This is a genomic window from Blastococcus aggregatus, assembly GCF_900221005.1.
In the GTDB taxonomy this organism is placed as follows: Bacteria; Actinomycetota; Actinomycetes; order Mycobacteriales; family Geodermatophilaceae; genus Blastococcus; species Blastococcus aggregatus.
On sequence record NZ_OBQI01000009.1, the window covers coordinates 20,689 to 35,118 of the forward strand.

A 14,430-nucleotide genomic window follows, 5' to 3' on the forward strand; every position below is an offset into this window, starting at 1 on the left:
GACGACGACGATGACGAACGCACGCCCCGAGGCTCGGCGAGGTCCCTGGTTCACCACGAGCCGGCGTATCGCGCTGCTCGTGGCAGTGATGTCGCTCTCCGCGGTGGCAGTGTTCGTCATCGTCGTCCGGGACCTGCCGGGGCTCGGCGGTCCGGTCGACCTCCCCTGGTGGGCCTGGATCGCCGCCTTCGCCGCCGGCGAGGTCATCAAGGTGTGGGTCCAGTTGAAGCGGGACTCGCATGGGTTCTCGCTGACCGACCTGGTGCTCGTCGCGGGGCTCTACCTGGCCGAGCCGACGACGGTCGTCGTGACCCAGCTGGTGGGCGTCGGCCTGGTGCTGGTCCTGCGCCAGCGCCAGACCGGGCTCAAGCTCGCCTTCAACCTGGCGCAGTACGCCCTCACCGGTTCGCTGGCCGTGGCCGTGTTCGCCGCGCTGGCTCCGAACACCGACTGGGACAGCCCGTGGCGCTGGGCGGCAGCCCTGGTCGCCGTCGCAGCCGTCACGCTCGCGGCGGACCTCTGCCTGTTCGCCGCGCTCAGCATCTCCGAAGGCGCGCTGCACCTGCGCGAGCTACCGCACATGCTCATGCTCTCCCTGCCGTTCGCCGTCGGGGTGGCAGCCATCGGCCTGCTCGCGGCGTACCTGGCCCTGCAGAACCCCACGGCGCTGATGCTGCTCGTGCTGCCCTCCGTGCTGCTCATCAGCTCCTACCGCGCCTACACCAAGGCCCGGGAACAGCAGAACAACCTCCGACTGCTGCACGAGATCACCTCGCTGCTCTACAACAGCGACGACGCCTCCACCGCGCTGACCAACTTCCTCACCTCGGTCCGCGGCGCCTTCCGCGCCGAGGTCGGTGAGCTCATCCTGCTCGGCGAGGACGGCGCCATCACGGTGAGCCGCAGCCGCGACGGGCAGGAACCGACGGCTCTGCTGCCTCTGACGCACAGCGCAGGCATCGAGCAGCTGATCGCATCGGCAACGGCAACCGGCGTGCTCACCGCGCGGACCGGCCAGGTCCGCGGGTCACGCCTGGACGAGTACGCCGCCCAGCGAGGCTTCAAGGACGCCATGGTGTCGGTGCTCCGGACGGAGAACCGGGTGCACGGCGTGCTGCTGATCGCCGACCGGCTCGGCGACGTCGCCACCTTCGCCAGCACTGACCTCGCCCTGCTCGAGCCCTTCGCTCGACACCTGGCCACGTCGCTGGAGCGCGGCCGACTGGAGACCGACCTGCGCCACGTGACCGAGCTCAAGGAGAAGCTCCGGCACCAGGCCATGCACGATGCCCTCACAGGACTGCCCAACCGCACCCTCTTCCTCGACCGCACGCAGCACGCCGTCCACCTCGCCGCCCGCAACGGCCTCTGGCCCGCCGTCCTCTACATCGACCTCGACGGCTTCAAGCCCGTGAACGACACCTACGGGCACGAGGCCGGCGACATCCTGCTCCAGGTCTTCTCCGAACGGCTCAGCAGATGCCTTCGATCGGCCGACACCGCCGCCCGCCTGGGAGGCGACGAGTTCGCCGTCCTCGTGCACGGTCCGATCGACGAGTCCGGTGTGCACCGCGTCCTCGACCGCATCCGGAAGCAGCTGGACCTCCCGATCGACCTCGGCGCCCGGCGGGAGGCCACCATCGGCGCGAGCATCGGCGTCGCCTTCGCCGACGCCGGGACCGACATCGCCACTCTCATCAATCACGCCGACGTCGCGATGTACACGGCCAAGCGCAACGGCCGCCAGCGCTCGGTCTTCTACGAGGCCGGTCTCGGCGACGCCACCCCCGAGAAACCGGATCCGGCCGCCGAACTGGCCGCCGCCCTCGACCGCGGCGAGTTCACCGTCGCCTACCAGCCGCTAGTGGACCTGCGCGCCGGCCGCACCATCGGGGCGGAGGCGCTGATCCGCTGGCAGCACCCCGTCGACGGCAACCGCCCCCCGGACACCTTCATCCCGCTGGCCGAGGAAACCGGTCTGATCATGGAGATCGGCGAGTTCGTGCTACGCGACGCCTGCCGGCAGGCCGTGCGCTGGGTGCAGTCCTCCAGCAGCCCGGCAGACCTCCTCGTCACGGTGAACCTGTCCGCGCGCCAGGTGACCGACCCGACCACCGTGGAGACCGTCCAGGCAGCCCTGGCCGACACGGGCCTGGAACCGCACCGGCTGACCCTGGAGATCACCGAAACCGTCCTCATGCAGGACCGCGACGCCGCCGCCGCCAACCTCGACCGGCTCAAGGCCGTCGGGGTCCGCATCGCCATCGACGACTTCGGCACCGGCTACTCGTCGCTGGCCTACCTGAGCCGGTTTCCCCTCGACATGCTCAAGGTCGCCCGTGAGTTCGTGGACGGCCTCGGCCGGGACGACAACGCCGACGTCGTCACCCGCGCCATCGTGGAACTGGCCCGAGCACTGGGACTGCGCACCGTCGCCGAGGGCGTGGAGACCGATGAGCAGCATCGGCAGTTGGCCGAACTGGGCTGCGACTTCGCCCAAGGCTACCTTTTCTCTCGCCCCGTAGATGCCGAAACGATCATGGCTCTCGTGGCCGGGGAGAGTGCCGAGACGCACGCCGCCACCCGCGTGGCAGGATCGCCGGTTGCGGAACGCGCCTCTGCCTGACTGCGCGCCCCGTGCGGCCCACACCCAACCGGGCTCAAGCTCACCCCGCGATCAACGCAGAAGACGAGCTCAGACGCCGAACCCCGCCGGCACAGTCGTCGGCCGTCCGTCGATCGGCAGCCGCACGGTGAAGGTGGTTCCCCGCCCGAGGACGGACTCCACCGTGAGCGTGCCGCCGTGCCCCTCCTGCACGACGCCGCGAGCAAGCGGCAAGCCCTGTCCGCTGCCGCGACCGACATCCTTCGTGGTGAAGAACGGGTCGAAGATCTTCGCCCGCACCTCGTCGGGGATCCCGCCGCCCGTGTCACTGATCCGGACAATCACCTCGTCACCGTCGACCGCCGTCGTGACGGTGATCGCACCGGGACGCCCGGTCTCCTCGATGGCGTCTGCCGCGTTGACGATCAGGTTGAGGAATACCTGATTCAGGTCGGCGATGTTGCACAGCACCGGAGGCAGGTCGGCCAGCTCCACGATCAACTCGGCGACGTCGCTCACCTGATGGCGCGTCACCGTGACCGTGGCCTCGAGCGCCTCGTTGAGGTCAGCCGGCACTTGCTCCTGATGCCCCGGGTGACTGAAGGTCTTCATCGCCCGCACGATGCGCGCCACCCGCTCGATCCCCTCCAGCGTCTGCTCCACCGCGCTGGGAATCTCCTTTTCGAGGTAGTCGAAGTCGATGCCGGCCTCGACCTCGCGCACCCGCTCCTGCCGCTCGAGCCAACCGATCGGGTTGGAGGTGTCCAACAGCCCGCGGTACACCTCCACCACCCGGATGAGTTCCGTGTAGGCCTCCTCCAGGAAACGGGCGTTGTCGCCGACGTACTGGATCGGTGTGTTGATTTCGTGCGCCAGCCCGGCGGACAACCGTCCCAGCGATTCGAGCTTGGACTCCTGGTGGAGCTCGGCTTCGCGCACCTTGTAGTCGGTGACGTCTCGGGCGACGCCCGCGATGCCGAAGATCTGGCCGTTGGCATCCGCGATGGGCGAGAGTCTCACCGATGTGTGCCTCATCGAGCCGTCGGAACCGACGTGCACCGTCTCGACGGTTGCCCTGTTTCCCGCCAGCACCATGGCCAGCGCCTCGCGCAGGCCCGGATTGCCGGTCGTGACCAGGACGTCGAGCTGCCGACCCAGCACCTCCTCCCGCAGGCACCCGTACAACTGCTCCGCCGCGACGTTCCAGTCAGTGACCCGGCCTTCCGGCGACATCATGATGATCGAGTCGTCGCCGGCCTCGAGCACCGCCGCGCAACGGGCCAGCTCAGTACCTTGCGCGACCAGCCGCGCCCGGAGCTTTTCGTCCTGGGAAGTGAGAGGCGTCTGGCGATCAGGTGCGTGCATGAGGTTTCCGCTCGTTCATGGTCGGCAGTCCCTAGCACGGGACTTCACGGTCGGCTGGTCGAGTCGGCCGAGGGATGGCTGTCGCTGCTGAGCCACCGCCGAATCAGCGCTCATTGCCCAGCGGCGGTGGAAGGGGCTATCCCTGGACGCGCATTCGGCGGCCGACGCGGTCTTGGCTGATGTAGTTCTCCAGGCGAAGGATCAGGGAATCGGTGACGACCGTGCCTCGGCTGACGAGCATTACGCCGTCGGTGGTGAAGATGTCGTCGAAGATCACCATGTCCGGTTCCAGCTCGTCGATGTCGACCTCCTGGGGCTCGTCATGGAGTTCCCCGTCGCCATGCAGGCCGATGAGGGCCTCAAGGACGCACGGGTCGTAGGCGCCCGCGTCGCCGCTCATCGCGGTCAGCGTGTCGTGCACGGAGGGGCGCTGGGACTTGCCAAGCTCGAAGTCGGTCGCCGCGCGCAGGATCCGCGCCGCCAGGGGGAGATCGGGACCCCGCGGAGCAGCCGGAGGTGCCATCCGCCCGTCGAAGCGAACCTGCTGCCACGCGATGGCTTCGGCCACGCCTTCCAGTCGCGGTATGGCGCTGACCAGCTTGCGGCTGACCTCGGGCACCCGGTCAGCCATCTCGGCTTCCTCCTCGTTCAGCGGCCTCCCGGTGTCGAGCTTCTGCAGGACGTTCGGCGGCAGGGTGACCGCGCCGAGATGGGATAGCATCGCCGTCACCTCCAGTTCCCAGGACTCCTCGATTCCGAGGGCCTCGGCGAGTTCGCTGACGGTGCGGGTGATGCGCACGGCCCGGCCGAAGGCGGCTGGCTGCGCGAGGGAGAGCGTGGCCGTGAGCGCTTCCACCGTCCGGCGCAGGGTCGTGCCCAGGAGTTCCTTCTCCGCGGTCACGAGCCGGTTGAGTTCGACAGCGCTGCCGATCTCCTCAAGCAGCACCTCGGGAGGGCACGGCTTGGTGAGGAAGCGGTAAATTTGCCCCTCGTTCACCGCGGCGATGGCGGCCTGGGTGTCGGCCTGCCCGGTCAGCAGAATCCGCACGACGTTCGGGTAGAGCGACCGCACGTGGGACAGGAAGGTTGCCCCGTTCATCTGCGGCATCCGCATGTCGGAGACGACGACGGAGACCGGCTCGGACTTCATCAGTTCGAGCGCTTCCGCGCCACCGTTGGCCGTGAGCACGTTGAAGCGCTTCCGCAGCTGGCGCCGCAGCCCGTCGAGGATAGCCATCTCGTCGTCCACCAACAGGATGGGCGGGGCATCAGCGACCGGCCGGGAAAGCAACTGCGCAGAAAAAGACAAGGGGACTCCTGGAGGACCGTGGCATTGCGGTCGGCGACGTAACGCCGTGAGTGCTTCTTCGGCACCGACGGCGCCTGACTCAAGGAGAAGGGCCCACTTTTCCGATGACAGCGACAGAACGCGTCAGGCGGTCCGCGGCGCTCGGGAAGCCTGCTCGAGGAACCGTGCGACCGGCCGGCCCTCGATCGCGGCGGGGGCTCTAGCTTGCTGATCAGGTGACCCGGCGCCTCATCCCAGCACAGCACACCGGAGAGCCATCGACGGGCCAGTATGGGACTGACAAGGCCGCTAGCGCACCGGGCCTGAAATTATCGCCCCGCTGACTCGCGGGGCGCAATTGCCGCCGGGCTGAGTATTTCAAGATCCGGTGGCCCGTGGCCGTGCCGTCTGGCGACAGCGCTAACCGCCCTCCAGCGTCGACCAGTAAGCGACCGCCGTGCACGTTCCGAGACCACCGGGTGCTTCCCCACCGCGGTAACAGCCGGGAGGCGCAAGGCGACAACCTTACCGTCACACCGCACGGATAGACGGGATATTAGACAACACGAATGGGCTAACCCATCAACGACGCCTGCGTGGTCGATGCGGCCCGACGCGGTGCCTCGGACGCACACGCCCGCGCACAAGTCTCCCCCGTATTCCGCCCTGGCCACCGCCCCCTTCAGGCGCCTGACAAGGACTTACCGTGACCAGCCTGGATATCGGACGATTACACGGGAACCGGAATCGGCACCAACGTCCCGGCGAGGAGGGTTTCGAGCACGGCAGCCGGATCAGCCGGCCGACCCAAGAAATAGCCCTGCACACGGTGGCATCCCATGCCTCGCAGCGCCTCCAGCTGGGCCGAGGTCTCGACCCCTTCGGCCACGACGCGGAGCCCGAGCCCCTGCCCGAGGCCCACAATGCCGGCCACGAAGGCAGCGGAGTCCTCATCTGTCAGCTGCGCCGTGAAAGCCTGATCGACCTTCACCTCGGTCACCGGCAAGCGACGCAGCTGCGCCAATGACGAGTATCCGGTTCCGAAGTCGTCCACGGAGATGCCCACACCCAGCTCCCGCAGCCGATGCAGGTTGCCGTTGCCAGCAGCAACCTGCGACATCACCTGACTCTCGGTGACCTCTACGACCAACCGGTCACACGGCAGCCCGGACTCCATCAGGACCTGATGCACCAGCTCGGCGAAGTCGGGCTTGTTCAGCTGGACGGCCGAGACGTTCACTGCCAGCTCCAGATCGATCCCTTGCTCACGCCAGCCCGCGACGACGCGGCAGGCCTCGCGAAGGATGTACTCCCCGATCTCCTCGATCATTCCGCTGTCCTCGGCGATGGGCACGAAGAGGCCCGGAGACACCAGTCCCATTTCCGGGTGGTACCAGCGCGCGAGGGCCTCCACCGCCACAACCCGGCCGCTGGCCAGATCGATCTGCGGCTGGAGATGGACCCGGAACTCACCGCGGCCGGCCGCGCCGCGCAGCTCCGTTTCCACCCGCAACCGATCCGGCGACGGTTCCAGGTGCACGAGTCCACGGGCCTCGGCCCTGGCCCGGTGCATGTCTTCGTACGCGCGCTCGATCAGTCGTTGGCTGAGCTGGCGGCGGTTCTGTGGTCCGGCGAGGGGCGCCGCGTCCGCGACGGCGAAGCCGATGGCGAGGTCGACGAACACTTCTTCGCCACCGACGCGCATCGGCGCGGTCAGGCTGCTCCGGACTCTGGCCGCGACGTCCTCAGCATCCGAATCTCCGACGCCGGGAAGAAGGACGACGAACTCGTCCCCGCTGCAGCGGGCCACGGTGTCCCCCTCCCGCACCACCGCGGCGCTCAAGCGACCTGCGACCTGCCGCAGCAGCTCATCCCCGGCCCCGTGCCCGAGGCTGTCGTTGATCCTCTTCAGCCGGCTGACATTGCAGAAGAGAACAGCGACCTGAGCGCCCTCCCGATCCACCTCTCCGAGAGCGGACTCCAGCCGGGCCTCGAACAGGGCGCGGTTGGGCAGGCCGGTGAGCGCGTCGTGCGAGCCCTGCCGTCGGATCTCGTCCAGGAGCCGACTGTTGTCCAGCGCCACCCCGGCCAGCCCAGCGAGTCCCCAGAGCCGCTCGGTGAGCGCCTCTCCGAGGACGGGCGGGGGCGCGCTCTCCACCCAGTGCGCGAGAATGATGCCCACAAGTTGGTCGTCGACCCTGATGGGAACCCACCCCATGGCCTCGACACCGAACTCATCGAGCACGTCGCGTGCCCACGCTGAGCCGCCGCGGTTGACGATCATCGGAAGCCCGGCGGCCATCAGCTCGCGCAGTTCGGGGCTCTCCTCGGGGGTGGTCACGTACTGCGCCACCCGCTCCACGAGGTCCGCCGGCCATCCGCTCGAGCCAGGTAACCAGACCTTTCCCACCCCTGGCTCCCACAGCGCGACAGCGGAACGGTCGGCGCCGGACAGCAACGGAACGGCTTCGGCCACCGACTGCGCGACGGCGCTTACCGTCTGGCGCCCGGCCAGCGACCGGGCGACCCTGAGCAGCAGCCGAGCGGTCTCTTCCTGTTCACGGGCCTCGCCGAGCAGCACGGACATCTCGATGCCGACCGCCGCGTGCTGCGCGTATGCGGCGAGGAGGTCCTCGTCCTCCGGGAAGAATGCCTGCCCGGGGCTGACCACCGCAGCCAGCATTCCGTACTTCCGGGTTGCCGAGGCAACGGTCACTGTCAGCACCTCCGCGCCTTCGACGCAGCGGATTCCTGGCTCCAACGACGTTTCCCTGAGGGTTTCCAACAACGATGGGTCGAGGCCGCGGGACCGCACATGGCGGACTCCGTTCGGCAAGCGGAGATCGAGCAGGTGCCCGCGGGCATGGACGGCCCCGTCGGCACGCTCGGCGACGCTGTTCAACGTCTCCTCCAGTGAGGCCCCGCTGACCAGGTCGCTCGCGGCCGAATGCAGCCCGCGCAGCCGCTCTTCGGCGTGCACGACAGCATCCTGGCGACTCGCGCCGGCCACTGCATGCCCCCGCCACCGACGCCACATCGCTCCGGCGCGATGCTCCCGCCAGGTCACCGTGTACTCGCACTCGGGCGCACCATCTACCTGGCAGGCCTTGTGCGCGACGCGCGCCGGCGGCAGACCGAAGAGCACAGGAGCCTGCTCGAGCATGCCGACGCTGTAGTCGCAGTCCACACGCGTAGGTCGACGCACTGGCAGGACATGCCATGCCAGCTCCGCCTCTCCGGCCTGTGCCGCGACACAGCGGAACACCGCCGTGCTGTCCAGACGCGTCGACACCCGCGATACGTGGCGAAGCGCGGCAGCAGGAGACCCGAGCGCCCGCGTCAACGCCCGGATGGGCGCCAGCGCAGGATCCACCAGGGCGGCTGCCCCCATCCTCAGTCCGATACGCGGGTCACCGAGCTCACGAGCGGCCGCTTCGAAGAGGGTGAGCTTGACGGAGTACGGCACCCGGCCGTGAGCACTCTGCAGATGCGTTTTCTGCGGAAGCAGCCCAGCCCGATCGAGTACGCGGTCAACCGCCTGCTCGCCGGCCTCATCGGCTACAACCCGCAGAAGCAGTCGAGTGATAAGCGTGGAGGTTCCACCCACAGCATTCTCAGCAACCATGTCAGCCCCCGTTGCTCGCGCATCACCCCAGCGACTCTGGAGCTCAATTGATCCACCCTGGTTATCGGCGGGGGCGGTTCTTCATGTAGGAGCCCGGGCCATTCGTCCCTCCATGGGGGGAGCCTCGAACACATTTGTCGTTTGCGTCAGCGATTCGCGTTCGTGCGCGCCAGAACGGGCTCGCCATGCCACTGATGTGTCACAACGTATGTGACAGACCGTTTCGCGAGTCACACCCAGACCGTCCGCCGGAGGACCTCGCCGCGGAGATCGAAATGCTCGGCCCGTCCGCACCAGCACCGTCGAGGAGGCCCAAGCCAAGATTGTCGCGACTCTCCGGACAATGGAGGAGCGCTGCGACCTCACGATCAATCGCTCCGGCGACGAAGACCTATCGCCTGACGCGGGCCGCCAGTTGAAGAGGAAGAGATGGAACATCCCCGGCAGGTAGCAGCGATGCTGTCTCCCGACGCGCCGACGCCCGACGGGATCGGCATAGGCGGCGCTGCGGGAAGGCGCGGCGACAATCGGACATCCTGCGCCGAGCGGAGCAGATGTTCGGCGAGCGAGGCTTCGAGGCGGGGAGCGTGGCAGACATCGTGACCGCCGCATCGGTCTCGGTCCAGACCAGCTTCAACCACTTCTCGAGCAAGGAGTCACTCTTCTTCGACGAGCACGTGAGCTGGTTAGGCGAGCTCGACGAGGCGGTACGGTGCGGGCCGCCGGACGTTTCGGCGCTGACCAGGCTGCAGGAACATCTGACGGCGACGACACAGGACGCCATGCGCTTCGAGGCCGCCCGGGAGGGCCGCCGTTTCGTCGCGATCCTCCTAGCTTGCCCCGCACTCCCTGGCTGGACGGGCCGGGCTTCGTCCGCCGGTCTGGGCGTCCCGGCCCGCGGCGCGTCCGTCAGCCTCTAACGGCGAGCCCGCCGTCCGGGTGCAGGAACGTGCCGGTCATGCCGTCGGCGCCTGAGGAGGCGAGGAAGACGTACGCGACCGCATGGTCCTGCAGGGCCATCGCGACACCCAGCGACGTGAGGGCCTTGAGGTCCTGCTCACGCCCCGGCCCTTCCTCGATCTTGGCGCTGTCGAGGCCGAGCGCGGAAAGGCCCGCGCATGTCGGTACGCACGGTGCCGCCAGGGGCCACTCCGTTGACCCGCACGTCCGGCGCGAGCTCGTGGGCCCAGCGCCGTGACGCAGCCTCGCACAGCGAACTTCGACGCGACGTACAGGGCTCCGCCCCGGCCGGAGTAGAAGTCCGAAGAGGAAGCCGCCAGGATCGCCGATCCGCGCGACTGGTGAAGCGGTTTCAACGCGGCCTGCACGACGACGAGGTGGGACAGGACGTTCACGGAAAAACATCTCGTGGAAAGAGTCGGGAAGGGTTCGCGGATCGAGGTCGCCCAGCCCCTTATAGAAGTCGAAGATCCCAACTCAGTTGACGACGGTATCCAGCCCGCCCCAGTCGGCCACGCATTGGTGGACCAATTTCTGGGCGTCCTGGGGCCGTGTCGCGTCCCCCCGCCAGACGATCACGTCTTCGGGTGTTCCAGCGGCCTGATCGCGCACGGCGCGGAGCTTCTCTCCGTCCCGCTCGAGCACGGCGACGCGGGCACCGGAGCCCCGGAAGGCATCGACGACGGCGCGGTCGATGCCGGAGCCGCCTCCTGCGATGAGCGTCCGCTTGCCGTGAAGCGGCCCGGGCTTCGTCACCCCTCGTCGCCCGGCCCATACGGGTCTTGAGAAAGCCGGAGAACAGGTCCGTCGTCTGCCAGGTCAGCGTCTCGACCTCGAGGGGCGGAGCAGGATTTCGGCCGAGCTTCGGCACCCAGATCCGCAGCCGGTGGCCGTTCCGGGTCTCCACGCGCGAGATCACGACGTTCGCGACTCGTTCGCGATCTCGAAGGACTGCTCCGCCGAGACAGCGGCTCCCTGACCCGCGCGGCAGGGCCATGGACCGGGCACTCGACTGGCGACGGCTCGGTTATAGCGACCATCTGCTCTTCCGGCGCCACGTGTAGCACGGAGGCACGCGGAAGGCACGACACCCGCCTGATATGGCGCTGACCTGCACAGATGACGCTTGGAGGCCCCAGCCTTCCAAGCTGGCCATGCCGGTTCGATCCCGGTCACCCGCTCCACGCACTGACCAGCTCGTATGCCCGTTTGCGCAGCTCAGCCCAGCCTCGGCGCCGCCCCCGTGCCTTAACGGTGCTGCCCCCTGCTGACCGCTGACCACCGGCTTTGGCCGGTGCTTAAGGCACGCGTAAGGCACGGCCTGAGCGCTCGCCGGCAGGGGACCCCGCGCGGCAGGCGGCATTAGCCTGCAGACGAGGACCGTCGAGCCGCCCTCCGACGATCGTGCTGCGGAAGGCGCGACGCCCTCCTACTGGGAACAGCTACTGCTGGGACGGGCTTCCACCTCGCCGGGCGGCAAAGTCCTACGAGCCGGGATGGCGAAAGAGGCCGGCTTTCCTCTGCACCTGTCGCTTCTCCCACACTGCCAGTCCGGCAAATGATCTCCGAGCACGTCCGGGGAGATTCGTCGCCGGGCCAGCGCGCGGACCGAAGCCTCCGGCAAGGACCGGGCACGACCGGGCCGGTGGATGTCACCTACGGTTCCGGGGACGGCGCTGCGGAACCGCCCGCTGCCGGACCGGGGAGAGCTAGATGCCGCGCAGAACCGTCACCGTCACCCGCATCTGGGCGACCACCCGACGGCGACCGAACGAGCTGCTGGACCTGTCTGCCATCGAAGGCAAGCACGACGTCCTGCACCTCGCGCGGGCCTTCTACACGGCGCTCCCGCCGTCGGAACTCGTTGACAACGCCAAGGAGCGGTACGTCTCCATCGAGAACGACCTCCCCTCCGGGCGAACGCTCGGGCTGGAGCTGTTCGCTGGCCACTTCGGAGACGAGGGCCCAACTCGACACGTGGTGACGGGGCAAACCACGCACACCCGGGGCACGCTCGAGTCGTCGGCCGCTGCTGTCCGGGCGATGCTGGCGCTGCCCGAGCGCTCAACAAGCCTGCTCGTCTTCCTGGAACACGCAGCCAACGACTCCGCTGCTTGGGCATTGATCGAGCCCCTGAGGAAGTGGCTGCGCAGCCGGTTCATGGACTACACATGGCATTCCGAGGGCCTCGTCGTGCCCGGCGCATGGCACGAGGGCGCCGAGCTGACCGAGGTCTCGGCGGTCGTGCATGGCCACAGCCCGAACATCGAAGACGTCGGCACGCCGAAGATCGTCGGCAAGCTGCAGCATGTGCTCACACCCGAACGAGGCCGACGGATCTTCCCGCGGTCGCTCTGGTCGGAGCTGCTCAACGGGAACGTCGACCGCGGCGCGCTCTTCGGCGTCGACGACGCCGACGTCGGCGAGGTCTTCGTCCAGATGATGAAGGACGGACGCAAGAAGCGCTTTGCCCTCGGCGACCCTGGCGCCCCGCTCGCACGCTGGGTCATCACGGCAACCGGAGAGCCCGAACCCAGCGCGGAGGAGGCGTTCGACTTCTTCCTGGACATGGCCCCGGAACTCTTCCTCGCTGTCGGTGCCGACTGGCAGTCTGGCGACCGCTACGGGGACTGGCCGGCCGATGTGCTGGACATGAGGGTGGAGGTCTGACCGGTGACCAAGTTCTCCGTCGGCCCGGTGATCAGCGATCATCTCGGGACCCTGGAGGACGAGCGCACTCACACGGCTCGGTGGCAGGACTGGGCCATGCTCTACGGGCTGCCGGCCGCCGCCGGGGCCCCGCTCGCCATCTGGAACGTCCAGCTGCAGGGCATCGGTGAGGTCGTCGGAGGCCTGGCGATCCTGGCTGGCTTCCTCTTCGGACTCGTCGTGTTCGTCTTCCAGCTACGGCTTCAGGTGACCGCGGATCCCAGGGTAGCCCCGCAGGGTCTGCTCCCCCGCCTTCTGGACCAGCTCTTCGCGAACGTCAGCTACGCGGTGCTCGTCGGCTTCATGACGGTGGGTGTCTCCATCGCGGCGAGCGCTACGCGCTCTCTGGACGCCAAGACTGGCGACCTGATGGCGGTCAACCGCTGGTGGTCCGCAGTCCTGGTACTGCTCTTCGCGCATCTCATGCTGCTGCTGGCGATGTCCTTGAAGCGACTCCGGCGGGCGTACCAGGAGCTCAAGCGCTAACTGCGCCTCTCGCTCTTAGAGGTTGCTAATCAGCACGAGCTCGACAGAGTGAATCCGCCTGCGCGTCGAGGGCCTAGGGTCGGCGGCATGGCAGCGCCCAAGCTCGAGTCCGACAAGACCTACCTCGCCGCGGCCGTCGACGTGCTGCCCAGCACCTCCCCCTAAATTGATGCAGCGACTTGGCGTCGCTCCAGGCCACCAACCATCGGCCACCAGGTGCATGCACTCGAAGGGCTTGCCGACCGACGACTTCCACCGGCGCATCGACGACGCGGTGCTCCCGTCGCTCGTCACACCGAGGCCACCGGACTGCTCGGCGTCTCCCGGCAGCGCGTGGTGCAGCGGGCTACCGCCGGCCAGCTGGCCGGCATCAAGGTCGGCGACACCTGGGCACTGCTGCGCTCCGAAGTGACCGCCCGGGCCGCGGGCATCGGGCTGCAGCCCGCCGAGGTGGGCAGCTACCCGTGAGCGATGGGGGCGCGGCCACGAACGTCTGTGGTGAGCCGCTCGTGCTCGTCGGCCTGCGGGAGTAGGCCGCTGGGAGACTGCGGACGAGCGTTGGCCACCCGCTCCCGCACCGGCTGGCGAGCTTCAATGAAGGCGGCGACGCGATCGTCATCGAGTGGGACGAGCACGCCGCGCGCCTGGTCGGCGGCCCTGGGGCGCCGTCGAGTCAGCCCTGAGACCACGATCCGTTCCTGTCGTACCCGCCCGACACACTCCTGGTCGCCTTCTTCACGGGAGGCCCGCACCGGCCGGCTGGTCGCCCGGCCACAGCAGAAGGCCCCATCCGCTTCGGCAGGTGGGGGCCTTCCTGTCATTCAGCACCGGGGCCTAGAACGGTCGGGCCGACAGGTGGATGCCAGAGTGGATGCCAGAGACGACCGGCATGGTCGGCCCTGCTAGCGCTGGCCAGAGATCCGCACCTGCCACCGTGAACAGCAGACTGCGGTGCGCCCGCGACAGCTAGTAGAAAACGATGTCCGGATGGGCCACCGCACGCAGCCGGATGACGTGGTCGCCGGAGCGGCTCGTGGGCTCACCCAGGGTCCGGATGATGGCCGTGCAGGCACGGCCGTCAGGCCTGCGGGTGCTCGTCGCTCTGATACTTGGCTTGGTGTCGGCGAATCCAAGCAAGATCATCCCGCCCGCCCGGGCGCGCGGTGAACGTCCCCGCGAGAACTAGGCCCACCGTCACCACGAATGTAATCCAGCCTTGGCGGGTGTTGTTGAAGAAAAACACACCACCACCTGCCATCGCGATGAACAACGCCAGGCAAACATATCCCCAGGGACCAGACCGCCACTCTCCCCAATACGGGTTCGACGACGTCCACCATCGCTTGGAGAAAAGGCGGGGTTCGGTCCCCGGCACCTCAGTCATGAATCGCC

The 14,430-nt window shown here is 68.2% G+C and carries 11 protein-coding genes and 1 pseudogene; 6 read left to right on the forward strand and 6 right to left on the reverse strand.

Features of this window, described 5'->3' with window-relative positions; translation table 11 throughout:
• The first annotated feature begins 10 nt into the window (after positions 1-10).
• Positions 11-2,626: a putative bifunctional diguanylate cyclase/phosphodiesterase gene (locus tag CRP29_RS21945; protein ID WP_176523090.1), complete on the forward strand. Its 2,616-nt coding sequence runs from the start codon at positions 11-13 to the stop codon at positions 2,624-2,626.
• 69 nt (positions 2,627-2,695) lie between these two features.
• On the opposite strand, the gene CRP29_RS21950 is transcribed toward CRP29_RS21945, so the two are convergent.
• The 3 genes from CRP29_RS21950 to CRP29_RS21960 form a co-directional block, all read right to left on the reverse strand.
• Positions 2,696-3,970 carry a two-component system sensor histidine kinase NtrB gene (locus CRP29_RS21950; RefSeq protein WP_097197209.1) on the reverse strand — a complete coding sequence of 425 codons (1,275 nt, stop codon included), beginning with the start codon at positions 3,968-3,970 and terminating at the stop codon, positions 2,696-2,698.
• A gap of 136 nt (positions 3,971-4,106) precedes the next feature.
• Positions 4,107-5,219 carry an HD domain-containing phosphohydrolase gene (locus CRP29_RS21955; protein ID WP_141437198.1) on the reverse strand — a complete coding sequence of 371 codons (1,113 nt, stop codon included), beginning with the start codon at positions 5,217-5,219 and terminating at the stop codon, positions 4,107-4,109.
• A 769-nt stretch (positions 5,220-5,988) separates the two neighbouring features.
• Positions 5,989-8,829: an EAL domain-containing protein gene (locus tag CRP29_RS21960; RefSeq protein ID WP_245853187.1), complete on the reverse strand. Its 2,841-nt coding sequence runs from the start codon at positions 8,827-8,829 to the stop codon at positions 5,989-5,991.
• Between CRP29_RS21960 and CRP29_RS23460 the strand changes: the two genes are divergently transcribed.
• Both CRP29_RS23460 and CRP29_RS21965 read left to right on the forward strand, forming a co-directional pair.
• A complete protein-coding gene (locus tag CRP29_RS23460; protein ID WP_245853188.1) occupies positions 8,731-8,934 on the forward strand; it encodes a hypothetical protein in 204 nt (67 codons plus the stop codon). The genes CRP29_RS21960 and CRP29_RS23460 overlap by 99 nt on opposite strands.
• Positions 8,935-9,419: 485 nt before the next feature.
• Positions 9,420-9,803 carry a TetR/AcrR family transcriptional regulator gene (locus CRP29_RS21965; protein ID WP_281256833.1) on the forward strand — a complete coding sequence of 128 codons (384 nt, stop codon included), beginning with the start codon at positions 9,420-9,422 and terminating at the stop codon, positions 9,801-9,803.
• 279 nt (positions 9,804-10,082) lie between these two features.
• Here the strand turns inward: CRP29_RS21965 and CRP29_RS23865 are convergent.
• Positions 10,083-10,319: pseudogene (locus tag CRP29_RS23865) on the reverse strand (SDR family NAD(P)-dependent oxidoreductase); the annotation flags it as partial.
• 1 nt (position 10,320) lies between these two features.
• Positions 10,321-10,599 carry an SDR family NAD(P)-dependent oxidoreductase gene (locus CRP29_RS23685; RefSeq protein WP_217991716.1) on the reverse strand — a complete coding sequence of 93 codons (279 nt, stop codon included), beginning with the start codon at positions 10,597-10,599 and terminating at the stop codon, positions 10,321-10,323.
• A 957-nt stretch (positions 10,600-11,556) separates the two neighbouring features.
• Between CRP29_RS23685 and CRP29_RS21975 the strand changes: the two genes are divergently transcribed.
• The 3 genes from CRP29_RS21975 (at position 11,557) to CRP29_RS23690 (ending at position 13,506) form a co-directional block, all read left to right on the forward strand.
• Entirely contained in the window at positions 11,557-12,513 is a 957-nt protein-coding gene (locus tag CRP29_RS21975) for a hypothetical protein (RefSeq protein ID WP_097197213.1), read from the forward strand.
• A 3-nt stretch (positions 12,514-12,516) separates the two neighbouring features.
• Positions 12,517-13,038 (forward strand): hypothetical protein, encoded by a 522-nt coding sequence (locus tag CRP29_RS21980; RefSeq protein WP_097197214.1) that lies wholly within the window; start codon positions 12,517-12,519, stop codon positions 13,036-13,038.
• A gap of 336 nt (positions 13,039-13,374) precedes the next feature.
• Positions 13,375-13,506 (forward strand): hypothetical protein, encoded by a 132-nt coding sequence (locus CRP29_RS23690; RefSeq protein WP_281256831.1) that lies wholly within the window; start codon positions 13,375-13,377, stop codon positions 13,504-13,506.
• A gap of 610 nt (positions 13,507-14,116) precedes the next feature.
• On the opposite strand, the gene CRP29_RS22480 is transcribed toward CRP29_RS23690, so the two are convergent.
• Positions 14,117-14,422 (reverse strand): hypothetical protein, encoded by a 306-nt coding sequence (locus CRP29_RS22480; protein WP_141437199.1) that lies wholly within the window; start codon positions 14,420-14,422, stop codon positions 14,117-14,119.
• Between the last annotated feature and the right edge of the window lie 8 nt (positions 14,423-14,430).